General features: G+C 72.1%; 17 protein-coding genes and 1 riboswitch. Of the genes, 9 read left to right on the top strand and 8 right to left on the bottom strand.

From position 1 onward, the window contains the following. Positions 1-19: 19 nt before the first annotated feature. From macS to ACFYW3_RS05805, 4 genes are all read left to right on the top strand, one after another. Complete coding sequence (gene macS / locus ACFYW3_RS05820; protein ID WP_389385660.1) at positions 20-1,231, top strand: MacS family sensor histidine kinase; 1,212 nt, start codon at positions 20-22, stop codon at positions 1,229-1,231. 41 nt (positions 1,232-1,272) lie between these two features. After that, a complete protein-coding gene (locus ACFYW3_RS05815; RefSeq protein WP_053676133.1) occupies positions 1,273-1,917 on the top strand; it encodes a response regulator transcription factor in 645 nt (214 codons plus the stop codon). Positions 1,918-2,111: 194 nt separating this feature from the next. Then, positions 2,112-3,140 carry a 6-phosphofructokinase gene (locus ACFYW3_RS05810; protein ID WP_351750099.1) on the top strand — a complete coding sequence of 343 codons (1,029 nt, stop codon included), beginning with the start codon at positions 2,112-2,114 and terminating at the stop codon, positions 3,138-3,140. A gap of 86 nt (positions 3,141-3,226) precedes the next feature. Beyond that, complete coding sequence (locus ACFYW3_RS05805; RefSeq protein WP_389385659.1) at positions 3,227-4,216, top strand: 2-hydroxyacid dehydrogenase; 990 nt, start codon at positions 3,227-3,229, stop codon at positions 4,214-4,216. A gap of 86 nt (positions 4,217-4,302) precedes the next feature. Here the strand turns inward: ACFYW3_RS05805 and ACFYW3_RS05800 are convergent, their stop codons facing one another. After that, positions 4,303-6,180 carry an anthranilate synthase family protein gene (locus ACFYW3_RS05800; protein ID WP_389385658.1) on the bottom strand — a complete coding sequence of 626 codons (1,878 nt, stop codon included), beginning with the start codon at positions 6,178-6,180 and terminating at the stop codon, positions 4,303-4,305. A 313-nt stretch (positions 6,181-6,493) separates the two neighbouring features. On the opposite strand from ACFYW3_RS05800, the gene ACFYW3_RS05795 reads away from it, so the two are divergent. After that, complete coding sequence (locus ACFYW3_RS05795; protein ID WP_351383522.1) at positions 6,494-7,849, top strand: class II 3-deoxy-7-phosphoheptulonate synthase; 1,356 nt, start codon at positions 6,494-6,496, stop codon at positions 7,847-7,849. A 177-nt stretch (positions 7,850-8,026) separates the two neighbouring features. Then, positions 8,027-8,266, top strand: coding sequence for a (2Fe-2S)-binding protein (locus ACFYW3_RS05790; protein ID WP_351750096.1), 240 nt, complete (start codon positions 8,027-8,029; stop codon positions 8,264-8,266). Positions 8,267-8,334: 68 nt separating this feature from the next. Here ACFYW3_RS05790 and bfr read toward each other — a convergent pair whose 3' ends face one another. Next, complete coding sequence (gene bfr / locus ACFYW3_RS05785; RefSeq protein WP_053676038.1) at positions 8,335-8,814, bottom strand: bacterioferritin; 480 nt, start codon at positions 8,812-8,814, stop codon at positions 8,335-8,337. A 173-nt stretch (positions 8,815-8,987) separates the two neighbouring features. On the opposite strand from bfr, the gene ACFYW3_RS05780 reads away from it, so the two are divergent. Beyond that, on the top strand, positions 8,988-9,620 hold the full coding sequence (locus tag ACFYW3_RS05780; RefSeq protein WP_053676037.1) for a sulfite oxidase-like oxidoreductase: 633 nt from the start codon (positions 8,988-8,990) through the stop codon (positions 9,618-9,620). Positions 9,621-9,630: 10 nt separating this feature from the next. Here ACFYW3_RS05780 and ACFYW3_RS05775 read toward each other — a convergent pair whose 3' ends face one another. The 6 genes from ACFYW3_RS05775 to thiO form a co-directional block, all read right to left on the bottom strand. Continuing rightward, positions 9,631-10,167, bottom strand: a complete 537-nt coding sequence (locus ACFYW3_RS05775) for a DUF4396 domain-containing protein (RefSeq protein ID WP_389385657.1) — start codon at positions 10,165-10,167, stop codon at positions 9,631-9,633. Between the two features lie 94 nt (positions 10,168-10,261). After that, positions 10,262-11,122 (bottom strand): deoxyribonuclease IV, encoded by an 861-nt coding sequence (locus tag ACFYW3_RS05770; RefSeq protein WP_351750094.1) that lies wholly within the window; start codon positions 11,120-11,122, stop codon positions 10,262-10,264. 2 nt (positions 11,123-11,124) lie between these two features. Further along, positions 11,125-13,035, bottom strand: a complete 1,911-nt coding sequence (pknB, locus tag ACFYW3_RS05765) for a Stk1 family PASTA domain-containing Ser/Thr kinase (RefSeq protein WP_389385656.1) — start codon at positions 13,033-13,035, stop codon at positions 11,125-11,127. A gap of 246 nt (positions 13,036-13,281) precedes the next feature. Then, complete coding sequence (locus tag ACFYW3_RS05760; protein WP_351750092.1) at positions 13,282-14,076, bottom strand: thiazole synthase; 795 nt, start codon at positions 14,074-14,076, stop codon at positions 13,282-13,284. Between the two features lie 5 nt (positions 14,077-14,081). Next, positions 14,082-14,282: a sulfur carrier protein ThiS gene (thiS, locus tag ACFYW3_RS05755; RefSeq protein ID WP_351386098.1), complete on the bottom strand. Its 201-nt coding sequence runs from the start codon at positions 14,280-14,282 to the stop codon at positions 14,082-14,084. After that, positions 14,279-15,469: a glycine oxidase ThiO gene (gene thiO / locus ACFYW3_RS05750; RefSeq protein WP_389385655.1), complete on the bottom strand. Its 1,191-nt coding sequence runs from the start codon at positions 15,467-15,469 to the stop codon at positions 14,279-14,281. The genes thiS and thiO overlap by 4 nt, the downstream gene beginning before the upstream one ends. Then, a riboswitch (TPP riboswitch) is annotated at positions 15,467-15,579 on the bottom strand. Its footprint overlaps the gene before it by 3 nt. A 91-nt stretch (positions 15,580-15,670) precedes the next feature. On the opposite strand from thiO, the gene ACFYW3_RS05745 reads away from it, so the two are divergent. Together ACFYW3_RS05745 and ACFYW3_RS05740 are read left to right on the top strand one after the other, a co-directional pair. Beyond that, positions 15,671-16,891 carry an NAD(P)/FAD-dependent oxidoreductase gene (locus ACFYW3_RS05745; RefSeq protein WP_389385654.1) on the top strand — a complete coding sequence of 407 codons (1,221 nt, stop codon included), beginning with the start codon at positions 15,671-15,673 and terminating at the stop codon, positions 16,889-16,891. 118 nt (positions 16,892-17,009) lie between these two features. Further along, entirely contained in the window at positions 17,010-17,375 is a 366-nt protein-coding gene (locus ACFYW3_RS05740; protein WP_053676030.1) for an Rv2175c family DNA-binding protein, read from the top strand. Positions 17,376-17,419 lie beyond the last annotated feature (44 nt).

Below are 17,419 nucleotides of genomic sequence, written 5' to 3'. Positions count from 1 at the left end.
CCCGTACGGGGTGGGGGAGATGGCGAAGCGCGAGCGCGTCGTGCGCATGTCGGTCGAGCAGCCGCTGTGGCGGGCCCTGACCGGCTACCGGCTGCTGACCATGGTCTACGCGGTGCTGCTGTTCGCCTCCGCGTACAAGGAGTTCGATCACCCCGGCGTCGCGGTCGGCTACCTCGCGGTCCTCGCCGTCTGGACGTTGGCCACCCACCGCCGGGTGGCCAACGCGGCGAGCTGCACCAAGCCCTTCCTCGGCGCCGACCTCGGCGTCGCCATCGCCGGGATCCTGCTCACCCCGCTCGCCGACGACGCGGAGCGGATCGCGGGCGGCGGCCCCACGCTCCCCAGCATCTGGACGGCCGGCTCGGTCCTCGCCTTCGCCCTCAAGGGCGGCTGGCGGTGGGCCGGCTTCGCCTCCACCTTCGTGGCCGCCGCCAACATCGTGGTCCACGGCGGCGATCCCACCCGCGACACCCTCCACAACGTCCTGCTGGTCTGGGTCGCCTCCATCGCCATCGGCTATGTGGTCGAGGTCGCCCGGGCCAGTGAGGCCACGCTGGCCCGCGCCCTGGAGATCGAGGCCGCCACCCGTGAACGCGAGCGCCTGGCCCGCGACATCCACGACGGGGTCCTCCAGGTCCTCGCGATGGTCCAACGGCGCGGCACCGAACTGGGCGGCGAGGCGGCCGACCTGGGCCGGATGGCGGGGGAGCAGGAGGTGGCCCTGCGCACCCTGGTCTCCAGCGGGCTCGTGCCCACCTCCCGGATCTCCCGCGACGAGTCGCTCGGCGCGCTCGTGGACTCCTACGACGACGAGGAGCCGGCCGACGGGAACGGCGAGCTGGACCTGCGCGGCCTCCTCGCCCCCCACGCCGGCTCCAAGGTGAGCTTCGCCGAGCCGGGCACCCCGGTGCCGCTCCCGGCGCCCGCGGCGCGGGAGCTGGCGGCGGCGGTCGGGGCCGCCCTCGACAACGTGCGCAAGCACGCGGGGGAGGACGCCCGGGCCTGGATCCTGGTCGAGGACTGGGGCGACGAGGTCATCGTCACCGTTCGCGACGACGGCCCCGGCATCCCGGCCGGTCGGCTGGACCAGGCGGAGGGCGAGGGCAGGATGGGCGTCGCCCTGTCGATCCGGGGCCGGCTGCGTGATCTCGGCGGCACCGCCGAGCTGGTGTCCGTCCCCGGACAGGGCACCGAAGTGGAACTGAAAGTACCGAGGGGGAGAACCCAGTGACCGATCCCAACGAGCCCAATGAGCTCAGCGCCATCAAGGTGATGGTCGTCGACGACCACCCGATGTGGCGGGACGCGGTCGCCCGTGACCTGGCCGCCGCAGGCTTCGACGTCGTGGCCACCGCCGGCGACGGCCCGGAGGCGGTCCGCCGCGCCCACGCCGCCGCCCCGCACGTCCTGGTCCTCGACCTCAACCTGCCCGGCATGCCCGGCGTGCGGGTCTGCAAGGAACTGGTCGGCGCCGACCCGGCCCTGCGCGTGCTCGTGCTCTCCGCGAGCGGCGAGCACGCCGACGTCCTGGAGGCGGTGAAGTCGGGCGCGACCGGCTACCTGCTGAAGTCCGCCGGGGCCGCGGAGCTCATCGACGCCGTCCGCCGCACGGCCGCCGGCGACCCGGTGTTCACCCCCGGCCTCGCCGGTCTCGTCCTCGGCGAGTACCGCCGGCTGGCCACCGACCCGGCACCGGCCGCCGCCAACGAGCCCAAGGCCCCGCAGCTGACCGACCGGGAGACCGAGGTGCTGCGGCTGGTGGCCAAGGGGCTCTCGTACAAGCAGATCGCGGAGCGGCTGGTCATCTCCCACCGCACGGTGCAGAACCACGTCCAGAACACCCTGGGCAAGCTCCAACTGCACAACCGGGTGGAGCTCGTCCGGTACGCCATAGAGCGCGGCCTGGACGACGCGTAGTGCCGTACCCGCGGCCTCGTACACGCGGTCCCCTCGCGCATGGTCCCCGTTCGAGTGAACGGGTGTGCGGTAACGCCCCCTGAATCCACCGGAATTGCCTCTTCCCGGCATATTGATGTGACCTGAGTCACCACTAGCGTGACGGTCGTGCGGGCTCATTGGGCTCAGTGGGCCCTTTGCCGAAGGGAGATTCCATGAAGGTCGGAGTGTTGACGGGCGGCGGAGACTGCCCCGGGCTCAACGCGGTCATCCGGGCCGTCGTCCGCAAGGGCGTGCAGGAGTACCAGTACGAGTTCCTCGGCTTCAAGGACGGCTGGCGCGGCGCGGTCACCGGGGACACGGTGCCGCTCGGCATCCCGGCCGTGCGCGGGATCCTGCCGCGTGGCGGGACCATCCTCGGCTCCTCGCGCACCAACCCGTTCAAGCTGGAGAACGGGGTCCGCCGGATCAAGGAGAACCTCGCGAAGTTCGAGGTCGACGCCCTCGTCGCGATCGGCGGCGAGGACACCCTCGGGGTCGCCGCCAAGCTGTACGAGGAGTACGGCATCCCCTGTGTGGGAGTGCCGAAGACCATCGACAACGACCTCTCGGCCACCGACTACACCTTCGGCTTCGACACGGCCGTCGGCATCGCGACCGAGGCCATCGACCGGCTCCACACCACGGCCGAGTCGCACATGCGGGTGCTGGTCGTCGAGGTCATGGGGCGCCACGCGGGCTGGATCGCCCTCCATTCCGGCCTGGCCGGCGGGGCCAATGTCATCCTCCTCCCCGAGCAGCGCTTCGACGTGGACCAGGTCTGCGCCTGGGTCACCTCCCGCTTCAAGGCGAGCTACGCGCCGATCGTGGTCGTCGCCGAGGGCGCGATGCCCACGGACGGCGAACTGGTGCTCAAGGACGCCACGACGGACTCCTTCGGACACGTGCGGCTCTCGGGCGTCGGCGAGTGGCTCGCCAAGGAGATCGAGGCGCGGACCGGCAAGGAGGCCCGTACGACGGTCCTCGGACACGTCCAGCGCGGCGGCACCCCCAGCGCCTTCGACCGCTGGCTGGCCACCCGCTTCGGGCTGCACGCCGTCGACGCGGTGCGTGACGGCGACTTCGGCAAGATGGTCGCGTTGAAGGGGACGGACATCGTCCGGGTGCCGATCCTGGAGGCCACGTCGAAGCTCAAGACGGTCGACCCGGCGCTCTACGCGGAGGCCGGCGTCTTCTTCGGCTGAGCCGGAGCGCGTGTGCGGATCATGGGTCGTATCGTGACGAAGGACCCATGATCCGATGCGGGCGACGACGCGGTACGGGAGCGAACGTGGAGATCCTCGCATTCGGGGTGCGGGCGGGCGAGAAGCCGCTCATGGAGAAGGCGTTCGCGGGCCGGCCCGAGGTGCGCTGCCTGGACGTGTTCCTGAGCGAGGACACCGCCCCCATCGCGGCCGGGTACGAGATCGTCTCGTCGAGCGTCAACGCCGACCTCGGCGGGCGGGTGCTGCGGATCCTGGCCGACGGCGGGACCCGGATGATCGCCCAACGCTCCACCGGCTACAACAACATCGACCTCGACGCGGCCCGGGAACTGGGCCTGACCGTCAGCCGGGTCTCGCACCACTCGCCGTTCTCGGTGGCCGAATTCGCCTGGACCCTCGCGATGGCCGTCAACCGCGGCATCGTGCGGGCCTCGAACCGCACCCGGGACTTCGACTTCCGCCTCAACGGACTGATGGGCCGTGACCTGCACGGCCGCACGGTCGGCGTCCTCGGCACCGGGAAGACCGGCGAGGCCTTCACCCGGATCGCGCGCGGCTTCGGCATGAACCTGCTGGGCTGGGACGTGACCCCGAACCCGGCCTGCGTGGACCTCGGCATGAAGTACGTCGACAAGGACACGCTGTTCGTCGAGTCGGACCTGATCAGCCTGCACGTCCCGCTGCTGGACGCCACGCGGCACATCGTCGACGGCCCGGCGCTGCGGCTGATGAAGGACGACGCGATCCTGGTCAACTCCAGCCGGGGCGCACTGGTGGACACGGACGCGCTGGTGGACGAACTCCGGGCGGGGCGGTTCGCGGGCGTCGGCCTGGACGTGTACGAGGCGGAGGCCGGACCGTTCTTCACGGACCGTTCCCTGGAAGCCGTCGAGGACGACACCCTCGCCCGACTGATCGCCTTCCCCAACGTGGTGGTGACCTCGCACCAGGCGTGCCACACCCACGACGCGGTGGGCCGGATCATCGACGCCACCCTCGCGAACGTGCGGGACTACCTGGCCGGCCGACGCTCCGAGAACACCCTGTCGCCGTGAAACACCCCGCCGGGGCCGTCGCCCCGGCCCGCGCCGACCGCCCCGGCGGGGTCGGTTTCCCGACCCCGCCGCCGACACCCGGGCCCTCAGGCCGGGACGGCCGCCCGGACCCCCGTCAGTAGGTCGCGCAGCAGCTCCGCCCCGCGCAGGGTGAGAACCGACTCCGGGTGGAACTGCACCCCCGCGAAGCCCGCCGTCGACCGCAGCGCGTGCACCTCGCCCGTCCCCGGATCCCGCGCGACCTCGACCCCGCGCAGCGCCAGCCGCTCCGCGAGCTCCGCCGGGCAGTGCGCGGTGTACGTGTTGTAGAACCCGACCACCTCGGACGCCCCGAACAGGTCGATCCGGGTCTGCGCCCCCTGCGCCGGCTCCGCCTTGCGGATCAGCGGGAGGCCCAGCTCGGCGGCCAACAGCTCGTGCCCCAGGCAGACGCCCAGCAGCCCGTGCCGGTGCCCCGCCAGCAACTCCGCCGCCAGCGTGCGCAACGTCCGCATCTTCGGGTCGGACGCGTCGGCAGGGTTCCCCGGTCCCGGGCCCAGGACGACCGGCCCCTCCCAGGCCAGGGCCGCCGCCCGCAGCCCGGGGTCGTCGTAGCGGCGCACGGTCACCTCCAGCCCGGTCACCCGCAGCACGTGGGCCAGCATCGCCGTGAAGGTGTCCTCGCCGTCCACCACCAGCGCGTGGCCCGGCGCGCCTGCCGGACGCTCCTGCATCCGCAGCCAGAAGGGGGCCAGGTCCGCCCGCCGTGCGGCGAGGGCCGCCTGCACCCGGGGATCGTCCGCGAGCGGCCCCCCGGTCGCCGCGCGGCGCGGCGCGGGAGCCCGCACCCCCAGCGCGGCCAGCACCCCGGCGGCCTTCGCGTGCGTCTCGGCCACCTCGCCCGCCGGGTCGGAGTGCCGCACCAGCGTCGCCCCGACCGGTACGCGCAGGGTCCCGTCGGGCGCGATGTCGGCCGTGCGGATCAGGATCGGCGAGTCCAGGGTCTGCGCCCCGGCGGCGTCCGTGCCCAGCAGGGCCAGCGCGCCCGCGTAGTAGCCGCGGCCACCGCTCTCGTACCGCTCGATCACCCGGCAGGCGTTCTGCACCGGCGAGCCCGTCACCGTCGCCGCGAACATGGTCTCCCGGAGCACCTCGCGCACGTCCAGCGAGGAACGGCCGCGCAGCTCGTACTCGGTGTGCGCGAGGTGGGCCATCTCCTTCAGCCGGGGCCCGACGACCACCCCGCCCATGTCGCCGACCGTGCACATCATCTTGAGTTCCTCGTCGACGACCATCGACAGTTCCTCGGTCTCCTTGCGGTCGCCGAGGAAGGCCAGCAGCGAATCGACCGTCGGGCCCTGCGCGGGATACCGGTACGTACCGCTGATCGGATTCATCACGACCGTCCCGCCGGACATGCGCACGTGGACCTCCGGGCTCGCCCCCACCAGCGTGCGCTCCCCGGTGTGCACGACGTACGTCCAGTACGCGCCCCGCTCGCCCACCAACAGCCGCCGGAACAGGGCCAGGGCGTCCGCCCGCCCGAAGCCCTCGATCCGCCCCTCGTAGGTGCGCCGGATGACGAAGTTCGCGCCCTCGCCGCGCCCGATCTCGTCCTCGATGACGCGCTCCACGGTGGCCGCGTACCGCGCGTCCGGGACGTCGAAGCCACCGTCCTCGACCCGCACCTCGTGGTCCGGCAGCGCGGCGAGCACCTCGGCCAACGGCAGCTCGTACGCCTCCTCGGCCGCCAGCACGCTCAGCGGCGTACCGTCGTCGCGCACGTCGAACCCCCGCTCCCGGATCTGTCGGAACGGCACCAGGGCCAGCGTGGGCAGGTCCCCGACGGGCAGGTCGGCGAGTCGTTCGGCGGTGTGGACCGGGCCGATCAGCAGCTCGACGGTGTCGTGGTCACGGCCGGGGGTGCGGCGGCGCAGCAGGGCGAACGGCGGGCAGGAGTCGTCGAGCAGTCTGCTGATGTCCATGGGCGGGCGTCCTTCTCGGAGATCTCGGAGATGAGATGGGGTGAGAGGGGCCGGCCCGGGCCCGGAAACGCCGAAGGCCGCCCCTCGGGCGGCCTTCGCGTCGTTCGAGTCGTCTACGTACGCGCGAGGAGTGGGCCGCCGGAAGCGGGCCACCACCAGTTCTTGTTCGAGTGCGCGTACATGCCGCCGACGATAGCCCACGCCGGGGAGGGAGACGAAGCGTCCGCGGGGGCGGGTCGCATTCCGAGAGACATCCGTCTCAGGGTGTGGGCACCGGGCTGGACGCGACGTGTGACGACGTAATGTGTACGAGGTGACCGTGAACGCTGAAACCCAAGCCCCCGCCACCAAGGCGACCTGGCGAGACCTTCCCGCGGCGCAGCAGCCTTCGTACCCCGATGCCGAGGCCCTGCGCGCTGTCGTCGCGGACCTCGAGTCGTATCCTCCCCTCGTGTTCGCGGGTGAGTGCGACCAGCTGCGCGCCCGTCTGGGAGCCGTCGCCAAGGGCGAGGCGTTCCTGCTGCAGGGCGGCGACTGTGCCGAGGCCTTCGACGCCGTGTCCGCCGAGCACATCCGTGCCAAGCTGAAGACGCTGCTCCAGATGAGCGCCGTCCTGACGTACGCCGCCTCCGTGCCGGTCGTCAAGGTCGGCCGCATCGCCGGCCAGTACTCCAAGCCGCGCTCCAAGGACACCGAGACCCGCGACGGCATCACCCTGCCGACCTACCGCGGCGACTCCGTCAACGGCTTCGCCTTCACCGAAGAGGCCCGGATCCCGGACCCCGAGCGGCTGAAGCGCATGTACCACGCGTCGGCCTCCACGCTGAACCTGGTCCGCGCCTTCACCACCGGCGGCTACGCCGACCTGCGCCAGGTGCACGCCTGGAACCAGGACTTCGTGAAGTCCTCCCCGTCCGGGCAGCGCTACGAGCAGCTCGCGCGGGAGATCGACAACGCGCTGAACTTCATGAAGGCCTGCGGCACCGACCCGGCCGAGTTCAAGGCGGTCGAGTTCTACGCCTCCCACGAGGCGCTGCTCCTGGACTACGAGGGCGCGCTGACCCGCACCGACTCGCGGACCGGCAAGCTGTACGACACCTCGGGCCACATGGTCTGGATCGGTGAGCGCACCCGCCAGCTGGACCACGCGCACATCGAGTTCTGCTCGCGGATCGCCAACCCGATCGGCATCAAGCTCGGCCCCACGACCACCGTGGACGAGGCGCTGACCTACATCGACCGCCTGGACCCCGAGCGCGAGCCGGGCCGGCTCACCTTCGTCGTCCGCATGGGCGCCGACAAGGTCCGCGACAAGCTCCCCGAGCTGGTCGAGAAGGTCACCGCGTCCGGTGCGACCGTCGCCTGGGTCACCGACCCGATGCACGGCAACACCTTCGAGGCGGCCTCCGGCCACAAGACGCGTCGTTTCGACGACGTGCTCGACGAGGTCAAGGGCTTCTTCGAGGTCCACAAGGCGCTGGGCACCCACCCGGGCGGCATCCACGTCGAGCTCACCGGTGACGATGTCACCGAGTGCGTGGGCGGCGGCGACGAGATCTTCGTCGACGACCTGCACCAGCGCTACGAGACGGCCTGCGACCCGCGGCTCAACCGCAGCCAGTCCCTGGACCTCGCGTTCCTGGTGGCCGAGATGTACCGCGACCAGTAGGACGCGGCGCGCGATCAGTACGTGGTTTCGTACGACGGTGGGGCACGGATCGATGTGATCCGTGCCCCACCGTCGTATCCGGGTCTTTTAGGGGACCCTAAGTTTGGGTATGGTTAGGTAAGCCTCACCGAATACGGGATGGCTCGTCGAACCATTCCTGCCAGGGAGGTGAACCGCGTGTACGTCTGCTCTTGTTTCGGGATCACCGACAAGCAGGTCAAGGACCACGCGGCTGCCGGGGCGTGCACCCCCCGCCAGATCGCCTCGGAGACCAAGGCCGGCACGGACTGCGGTTCGTGCGTGCGGACCATCCAGGGAATCCTCGGCCGCGGGGCGTGCCCGCGCCGCGAACTGCTGGAGACGGGCAACGCGGCGGCCGTGCTCGCCGCCGACCCGCGGCTCGCCGAAGCGGCCTAGTTCGCCGAAGCGGTCTGGTTCGCCGAAGCGGCCTGGTTCGCAGAATCGGCCCGGCGCATCGATTCGGCTCAGCTCTCCGGCTGCTCGATGAGTTGCGCGATGTAGAGCGGCTCCCCGATGCTCTCGATCAGTTCCAGCTGGGTGTCGAGGTAGTCGATGTGGTGCTCCTCGTCCTCCAGGATCTCCTCGAAGAGGCGCGCGGAGGTGATGTCACCCTTGCCGCGCATGACCTCGATGCCGCGCTTGAGTCGGTCGATGGCCTCGACCTCGACCTGGCGGTCCGCCTGGAACATCTCCGTCAGCGTCTGGCCCACGCGGACGTGGAAGAGGCGCTGGTAGTTGGGCAGACCGTCGAGCATGAGGATGCGCTCGGTGATCTTGTCCGCGTGCTTCATCTCGTCGATGGACTCGGCACGGGTGTAGTTGGCGAGCTTCGTCCAACCCTTGTTGTCCTGGATGCGGTAGTGCAGCCAGTACTGGTTGATCGCCGTGAGCTCGCCGGTCAGCTGCTCGTTGAGAAACTCAAGGACCTCGGGGTCGCCCTGCATCGCAGAGGCTCCTTCCAAGCAATGTCAGCTAAGTGACTGGGCAGGTGCGCGCATCCTTGCACCGCCGCCCGGGGGCGTCCAGTAAGTGCCTCCTTAGTGGGAGTTGCCGTGACTTGCCCGAATCGGTCCAGACCTGGTCATGACCACCCTGCCCAATCTGTCACCATGGACTCATGGGTCAGCCGGAAAGCCGGGAATCTCCGGAAGCAGAGCAGTTCGAGCTTCCTCCGGGGCAACGGTTGCAGCGCGGCTGGCCGGTCACCCACTACGGCCCGGTCCCCAAGTTCAAGCCGGACCGCTGGGAGTTCCGCGTCTTCGGCGCGACGGCCGACGGTGACAAGCACTGCTGGAACCACGAGGAGTTCGCGGCCCTGCCGTTCGAGTCGGTCGTGGCCGACCTGCACTGCGTGACGAAGTTCAGCATGCTCGGAGCCGAATGGGGTGGCGTCCGCGCCCGCACCGTTCTCGCGCTCGCCCCGCCGGCTCCCCAGGTCACGCACGTGATGGTGTGGGCCGAGTACGGCTTCAGTTCGAACATGCGATTGGCGGATTTCGCCGCGGACCGGACGGTCTTCGCCACCCATCAGGGTGGCGAACTGCTGACCGCCGAGCACGGTTTCCCCCTGCGTCTCGTGGTCCCGCACCTGTACGCCTGGAAGGGCCCCAAGTGGGTCCGCGGCATCGAGTACATGACCGCCGACCGGCGGGGTTTCTGGGAGGAGCGGGGCTACCACAACGTCGGTGACCCCTGGCGCGAGCAGCGCTACTCCTACCAGGAGGAGCCCGGGGACGGTCCGGAGCTCTGACCGCCGCGTCTCAGTGGTGGTACCGGTGGACGACCGCGTGTCCCTTGCCGCGGCCGATCATCCACTTGTTGACCGGTGTGGTGATCACGAAGGCGGCCGCGAGCGCGATGGCCAGCACGATCCAGAACAGCGGGTCCGAGAGGTGGGCGTCCATGGCGCCCGGCCACAGGGCGATCACCCCGTTGTCGATCAGCTCCATCACGGCGATGGAGAGGGTGTCGGCCGCCAGCGCCACCCGGACGGCCGTACGGAGGTCCACGCCGGCGCCGAGGATCCCGCGCAGGGTGAGCGCGTAGCCGAAGAAGAACGCGAGGACGATCGCCAGGATCATCGTGGCCAGGTTGCCCCAGCCCAGCGCGGTACCGATGATCATGCCCAGTACCTCGCCGATGGCGCATCCGGTGAGGCAGTGCAGGGTGGCCTTCGCGGCCATGGCCCAACTGACCCGGCCGTGGGCGTCGTGGCCGTGGCCGCCGTCGGGGGTGCCGCCGTGGTGGTCTGCGTGTCGGTGTTCGTGGTGTTCGTGGTGTGCGTGCGCGTGATCCATCGAATACCCCCTGGGAACGACTGAGGAACGGGTCTGCGACTAGCGGAACCGTATACCCCCCTGGGGTATTCCCGGGCGTTCGCCGCCCGGTGTGTCACCTCGGGCCGCGCAGCTCCTTCAGCAGCGCCACGTCCGCCGCGTGGCCCTCTTTGCCGCCCGGCGTCTCGATGATCAGCGGTACCCCGTCCATCGCCGCGTGGGTGAACAGCTCGGCGAACGCCTCCCGGCCGATGTGCCCCTGGCCGATGTTCTCGTGCCGGTCCTTGTGGGCGCCCACACCCTCCTTGGAGTCATTGGCGTGGACGAGTTTCAGCCGGCCCTCACCCACCGTCTCCACCAGGAGATCCAACGTCCGCTTGACGCCGCCCGTCTCCGCCAGATCGTGCCCGGCCGCGAAGACGTGGCAGGTGTCCAGGCAGATCCCGAGCTTCGGATGGTGGTCCAGGGCGTCGAAGTACGGCCCGAAGTCCCAGGTGCGCGAGCACAGGGAGAACCCCTGACCGGCCGTGGACTCCAGCAGCAGGAACGGGTCGTCGTCGTGCGTCAGTTCCTCCAGGAGCGGCAGCATGTGCTCCCTGACCTGCGCGTACGCTTCCTCGCGCGGCCGGCCCCCGGTGGCTGAGCCGGTGTGGACGACCACGCCCAGCGCACCGATCTCACGGCCCCGGCGCAGCGAGTGCCGAAGGGAGTCCACCGACTTCTCGACGGTCGCCTCGGTGTGCGAGCCGAAGTTGATCAGGTACGGCGCGTGCACGTACGCGGGGATCGACTCCCGCGCGCACTCCTCACGGAACAACTCGTCCTGCGCCGGGTTCCCGACGGGGGTCGCCCACCCGCGAGGATTGGCCACGAAGACCTGGACGGCCTCGGCGCCCATCTCGCGGGCGTACGGGAGCCCGACCGAGGCGAGGCCGCCCGCGACGGGGACGTGCCCACCCACCGGATTGCGTGCCACGCCTACAGCCCCTTGGTCTTGATCGTGATCGTGCTGCCCTCGACGGCGTTCTGGCCGCCCGGCACGGACTGGCTCTCCACGGTGTTGCTGAACGACAGGAACGGCCGGTCCACCTTCACCTTGAAGCCCGATCCCTCCAGCGCCTTCCGGGCCGCGTCCACGTCCTGGCCGGTGACGTCCGGCACCTGGACCTGGCGGGGCCCCTTGGAGAGGGTCAGGGTCACCGTGTCGCCCGCGGCGGCCTGGGTGCCGGCCCCGATCGACTGGTTGGCGACCGTACCGGCGGGCGAGGCGGCGTTGACCTGCTCGGCCGCCGTACCCACCTTCAGCCCGAGGGCCTCCAGGGCCGACCGGGCCTCGTCCGCGGACCGGCCGGTGACGCTCGGCACCCGGACCGGGCTGCCCTTGCTGACGACGAGCGCCACCGCCGTGTCGGGGGCCCGCTTCTCCCCGCCCGCCGGATCGCTGCTGATGACGGAGCCCTGGGCGACGTCCTCGCTGAACGCCTGGGTGACGATCCCGGGGGCCAGCCCGACCGCCGTCAGCTCCGCCTTCGCCGCCTTCAGGGGCTTGCCCTTCAGGGCCGGCACGCTCACGACCTCGGGGCCACGGGAGAGGGTGATCGTGACCGCGTCGTTCCCGCGGATGCGCTTGCCGCTCGGCGGGTCGGTGTTCATGACGGTGCCGCGGTCGAAGGCGTCGCTGAACTTGCGGTTCACACCCTTCACTCCGAGCCCGGCCGCCGACAGCTGCGACCTGGCCTCCTGCTCCGACTTGCCGAGCAGGTTGGGGACCTTGGTGAACTGACCGGAGTTGATGTACCAGACGCCGACCCCCAGACCGAGGGCCAACAGTATGCCCGCGACGATCAGCAGCGGGCCGCGGCGCGGCGCGCCCAGGCCCCCCGCCGGCCGGCGCCGGGGCGGGATCGGAGCGGGTGACTCCAGCCGGGAGGTGTGGTGCACGGACTGCTGCGCCGTGACGGGCCGGGCGATCACGCTGGTGCGGTCCTCGGAGGCGGGCCGGTCCTCGGCGCGGGCCTGCGGCGGCTCGGCGTCGAGTTCCGCGTCGGTCAGCAGCGCGCGGGCCTCGAGCGTCAGCCCGAGCAGGGCGGCGGCGTCGGAGGGGCGCTGCTCCGGGGCGCGGGCCGCCGCCAGCGCGACGAGCTCGTCCAGGCCGGAGGGCAGCCCGGGGACGGCGGCCGACGGGGGCGGCACGTCCTCGTTGAGGTGCTGGTAGAGCACCTGGGCGGGGCTGCCGCCGTTGTGCGGCTTGGCGCCCGTGAGCATCTCGTACAGGACCACACCGCAGGCGTAGACGTCCACGCGGGTGTCGGTGATCCCGTTCTCGATCTGCTCGGGCGCGAGGTAGGAGACGGTGCCGAGGACCGAACCGGTGGTGTTCGTGACGGAGTCCACACTGCGCACCAGACCGAAGTCGGCGACCTTGACCCGGCCGTCGTCGCCGATCAGCACGTTCTCGGGCTTCATGTCCCGGTGGACGAAACCGGCCCGGTGGGCGGCGCCGAGGGCGGCGAGGACCGGTTCGAGGATGTCCAGGGCCGCCCGGGGGCGCAGCGCGCCCCGCTCGCGGAGCACGTCGCGCAGGGTGCAGCCGGAGACGTACTCCATGGCGAGGTACGTGTACGGGCCGTCCGTCCCCTGGTCGAAGACCGCGACCACGTTGGGGTGGGCGAGCCGCGCCACGGACTTCGCCTCACGGATGAACCGGTCGACGAAGGCGCCGTCGGCGGCCAGCGCCGGGTGCATCACCTTCAGCGCGAGGATCCGGTCGAGACGGGTGTCGAGGGCCCGGTAGACCGTGGCCATGCCGCCGGCCGCGATTCGGGCGTCGACGCGGTAGCGGCCGTCGAGCACGCGCCCGACGAGGGGGTCATCCAGGGTCGTATCCACCCGGCGATTCTACGAGCGGCGCGGAGTGCGCCGACGCGGGCGGGGGTGGTTGCAGCGCACCTGTGACGTGCCCGGCGCCTTGCCGGCGGGGCTGAAACGACCAGCCCCGGCCGCACCCGACCGGCGAGGCTGGATCGGACCGCCCCGACCGCAGTCGGCCGCGGCGAGGCTGGGTGTGGCCCCGCGCCACGAACGCCGGCGAGGCTGGGTGTGGCCCCGCGCCTCGGACGCCGCCCCGGCCGGAGGCTAGAAGGCGGGGCGTTCCGGGTCGAGGGCGGCGCGGCCCTCGGTGGGGGAGGAGGCCTCGGCGAAGCGCCGCTGGGGGATGCGCCCCGCGCGGTGGGCGAGGCGCCCCGCCGAGACGGCGTCCCGCATGGCGGCCGCCATCAGCGCGGGCGACTGGGCCCGGGTGACGGCCGACGCCAGCATGACGGCGGCGCACCCCAGCTCCATCGCCAGCGCCGCGTCCGAGGCGGTGCCGGCGCCCGCGTCCAGGATCACCGGGACCCCGGCCCGTTCCGTGATCAGCTCGAAGTTGTGCGGGTTGCGGATGCCCATGCCGGAGCCGATGGGGGAGCCCAGCGGCATGATCGCCGCGCAGCCCACGTCCTCCAGTTTCCGCGCCAGCACCGGATCGTCGTTGGTGTACGGGAGCACGGTGAAGCCCTCGTCCACCAGGATCTCGGCGGCGTCGAGCAGTTCGACGCCGTCCGGGAGCAGGGTGCGTTCGTCGGCCACGACTTCGAGCTTGACCCAGTCCGTGCCGAGGGCCTCGCGGGCCAGCCGCGCGGTCAGCACGGCCTCGCCGGCCGTGAAGCAGCCCGCGGTGTTCGGCAGGACCGCGATGCCCAGTCGGGAGAGCACGGACAGCACCGACCCCTGGACCGTCGGGTCCAGGCGGCGCATGGCCACGGTGGTCAGTTCCGTGCCGGAGGCGATCAGGGCGCGTTCCAGGACGTCCAGGCTGGGGGCGCCGCCCGTGCCCATGATCAGGCGGGAGGTGAAGGTCCGGCCGCCGAGGGAGAAGAGGTCGTCCGCCATCGTGGTCAGCCTCCCTGGACCGCGGTGAGGACCTCGACCCGGTCGCCTTCGCCGACCTCGGTGTGCGACCACCGGCCGCGCGGCACCACGGTCTCGTTGAGTGCCGCCGCGACGCCCTGGTGGGCGCGCGTCAGGGTGGCGACCACCGCGTCGAGGGTGGTGCCGGCCGCGACCTCGCGCGGCTCGCCGTTGACGGAGATGGTCATGCGTACGACTCCTGACGTGCCTGGGTGAAACGGCGCGGGGTGAAGGGGCGGGCGACCTCCGGCATGGTGCCGGTGGCCAGCAGTTCCGCCATGACGTCGCCGGTGAGCGGGGTCAGCAGCACCCCGTTGCGGTAGTGCCCGGTGGCCAGGTGCAGGCCGGGCAGTTCGGTGGGTCCGAGCAGCGGGGCGTTGTCGGGGGAGGCCGGTCGCAGGCCCGCCCGGGTCTCGGTCAGCGGGAGTTCGGTGATGCCGGGCACCAACTCGTGGGCGTCGCGCAGCAGCTCGTACACCCCGCCGGCGGTGACGGTGGTGTCCCAGCCGAGTTCCTCGCTGGTGGCCCCGACGACGAGTTCGCCGTTCTCGCGCGGCACCAGGTAGACGTGGCTGCCCCGGACGACGGCCCGTACGGTCCGGGAGAGGAACGGCGCGTACGAGGCCGGCACCGTCAGCCGCAGCACCTGACCCTTCACCGGCCGTACCGGGACCCGCACCTGCGGTGGCACGCCCGCCAACCGCCCGCTCAGCGAGCCCGCGGCCAGCACCACCTGGTCGGCGCGCAGCTCCGTGCCGTCGTCGAGCGCGGCCCCCGCGGCCCGGTCGTGCAGCACGGTCAACCGGTCGGCGCCGGCCCGGTGGACGCTCACCCCGGCCCGTTCGCAGGCGGCCAGCAGTGCGGCGGCGAGCCGGCGCGGGTCCACCTGGTGGTCCCCGTCGACGCGCAGGCCGCCCCGGACGCCCGGGGCCAGCATGGGTTCCAGGCGCCGGCACTCGCGGCCGGTCAGCCACTGCGACTCCAGCCCGCAGCGGCGTTGCAGCGCGTGCAGTTCGCGCAGGTGGAGACGGTCGTCGGAGTCGAGGGCCACGGCGAGGGTGCCGCAGGCGCGGTAGCCGATCCCCAGCCCGCCGGAGGCCTCGGTGAGTTCGGCGGCGAACTCCGGGTAGCGGGCGGCGGAGGCGACGTTGAGCCCGAGCAGGGTCTCCTCGCCGTAGTGCAGCTCGGTGACGGCGGCGAGCATGCCGGCCGCGACCTGGGCCGCGCCCCCTCCGGGGGACGGATCGACGAGTACGGTGCGCAGTCCGCGCCGGGCGGCCCGCCAGGCGACGACCAGGCCGATGACGCCGCCCCCGATGACGAGGACGTCGTGACCCGCCGGTCGTGACACGTGCGGTGAACGCGATGAGTGCATGGGTGTCCAGCCCCTCCCTTCGCCGGCATGACCCGGATCAGGTTCGTACGGTCGGAGGCCGGTCAGCCTCCCTCTCAGCCCGGTGCGCCCGGACTCCCGCGATAGGTACGGTGGCCAGACTAACCCCGGGGTCGATGCCGGGTAAGGCTGCCTCCCCGCCCGCTATTCCTGACGCACCGTCAGAAGATTAGGGTGGGAGACGTGAGCGAGCAGACGGAACAGACTCAGAGCGGCGTCGTCATCGTGGGCGCCGGAATGGCCGGCGTGCAGACCGCCGTGGCCCTGCGCGAACAGGGCTACACCGGCCCCGTGACCCTGCTGGGCGCCGAACCCCACCAGCCCTACGACCGGCCCCCGCTCTCCAAGGCGGTCCTCCTGGGCAAGGCCGAGGACTCCGCGTTCGACGTGGACTTCGAGGGGCTCGACATCCGCCTTCGACTGGGCACCGAGGTCACGGGCCTGCGCGCGGGAGCGCGCGAACTCGACACGGAGGTCGGCCCGGTCCCGTACGAGGCCCTGGTCCTGGCGACCGGCGCCGAACCGCTGACCCTGCCCGGCTCCGAGGGCGTCCGCGGCGTCCACCTGCTGCGCACCCTCGACGACGCCGCCCGACTGCGCCCCGTCCTCGCCGCCGCCCCGGCCGTCGTCGTGGTCGGGGCCGGCTGGATCGGCGCGGAGTTCGCCACCGCGGCCCGGGAGGCGGGCTGCGCCGTCACCGTCGTCGAGGCGGCCGACCGGGTCCTGGCGGGGGCCCTGCCCGCCGAGGTCGGCGAGGCGATGGGCCGCTGGTACGCCCAGGCGGGCGCGACCCTGCTGACCGGCGCCCGGGTGGCCTCGGTGGAGCCGGGCCGGGTCCTGCTCTCGGACGGCCGGGAACTGCCGGCCGGCGCGGTCATCGTGGGCATCGGGGCCCGCCCCGCCACCGCGTGGCTCGCGGACTCGGGGATCGACCTGGGACCGGACGGCTCGGTCACGGCCGACGCCTGGCTGCGGACCTCGCTGGAGGACGTGTACGCGGTGGGCGACTGCGCCTCGTTCCCCTCCGCCCGCTACGGGACCAGGCTGCTGGTCCACCACTGGGACAACGCCCTCCAGGGCCCCAGGGTGGTCGCCGCCGACATCCTGAGCGGCGGAACGGACCGGGCCTACGACCCGGTGCCCTACTTCTGGTCGGAGCAGTTCGGGCGCTTCGTGCAGTACGCCGGGCACCACGACGGCGCGGACGAGACGGTGTGGCGGGGCGACCCGGCCGACCCGGCGTGGTCCGTCTGCTGGCTCCGCGACGGGGTCCTGGTCGCCGTCCTCGCCGTGGGCCGCCCCCGCGACCTCGCGCAGGGCCGCCGCCTGATCGAATCCGGCACCGCCCTGGATCCGGCCAAGGTCGCCGACCCCGCAACCCCCCTGAAGTCCGCCGCGGCCTGACCCCGGCCACGGTCGCGGGGCGCCGCCGCGCCGGGCGGGGGCCCGGTGGCGCCCGCCCCGGCGCCCGGACGGACGGCCCGGGTACCGGCGGCCGGCCCGAGATGGCAGGCTTGTCCCCGTGACCGAGATTGACGCAAAGATCGATGCCCTTGTCCCCGCCTGGCTGTACCTCCCCGACATCGCGGAGATGCTCGACATCGAAGTGACCCGGGTCCGCCAGCTGGTCAAGGAAGGTCAGCTGCTCGCCGTGCGCCGCGGCGAGAACCGCTCCCTCCAGGTACCCGCCCCCTTCATCGACGGCGACAAGGTCGTCAAGGGCCTCGTCGGCCTGCTGACGGTGCTCCGCGACGACGGCTTCTCCGACGCGGAGATCCTGGAGTGGATGTTCACCGCCGACCCCACCCTGCCCGGCACCCCCGCGCAGGCGCTGAGCGAGAATCGCGGCACGGAGGTGAAGCGCCGCGCTCAGGCGCTCGCCCTCTGACCGGCTGATTCGCCGAACCAATCGGTGTACGGGCCGAGCGCGCG

It is taken from the genome of Streptomyces sp. NPDC002602 (genome assembly GCF_042889445.1).
In the GTDB taxonomy this organism is placed as follows: Bacteria; Actinomycetota; Actinomycetes; order Streptomycetales; family Streptomycetaceae; genus Streptomyces.
The sequence above is the reverse complement of the archived record's forward strand: the minus strand, read 5'-3'. Positions and strand labels throughout refer to the sequence as shown.

What these genes read in the sequence shown, in the direction of transcription:
- macS (WP_389385660.1), top strand. Translation starts at nt 20, where the DNA reads ATGGCGAAGCGCGAGCGCGTCGTGCGCATGTCGGTCGAGCAGCCGCTG.
- ACFYW3_RS05815 (WP_053676133.1), top strand. Translation starts at nt 1,273, where the DNA reads ATGGTCGTCGACGACCACCCGATGTGGCGGGACGCGGTCGCCCGTGAC.
- ACFYW3_RS05810 (WP_351750099.1), top strand. Translation starts at nt 2,112, where the DNA reads ATGAAGGTCGGAGTGTTGACGGGCGGCGGAGACTGCCCCGGGCTCAAC.
- ACFYW3_RS05800 (WP_389385658.1), bottom strand. Translation starts at nt 6,180, where the DNA reads ATGGACATCAGCAGACTGCTCGACGACTCCTGCCCGCCGTTCGCCCTG.
- bfr (WP_053676038.1), bottom strand. Translation starts at nt 8,814, where the DNA reads ATGCAGGGCGACCCCGAGGTCCTTGAGTTTCTCAACGAGCAGCTGACC.
- ACFYW3_RS05780 (WP_053676037.1), top strand. Translation starts at nt 8,988, where the DNA reads ATGGGTCAGCCGGAAAGCCGGGAATCTCCGGAAGCAGAGCAGTTCGAG.
- ACFYW3_RS05775 (WP_389385657.1), bottom strand. Translation starts at nt 10,167, where the DNA reads ATGGATCACGCGCACGCACACCACGAACACCACGAACACCGACACGCA.
- ACFYW3_RS05760 (WP_351750092.1), bottom strand. Translation starts at nt 14,076, where the DNA reads ATGGCGGACGACCTCTTCTCCCTCGGCGGCCGGACCTTCACCTCCCGC.
- thiS (WP_351386098.1), bottom strand. Translation starts at nt 14,282, where the DNA reads ATGACCATCTCCGTCAACGGCGAGCCGCGCGAGGTCGCGGCCGGCACC.
- thiO (WP_389385655.1), bottom strand. Translation starts at nt 15,469, where the DNA reads ATGCACTCATCGCGTTCACCGCACGTGTCACGACCGGCGGGTCACGAC.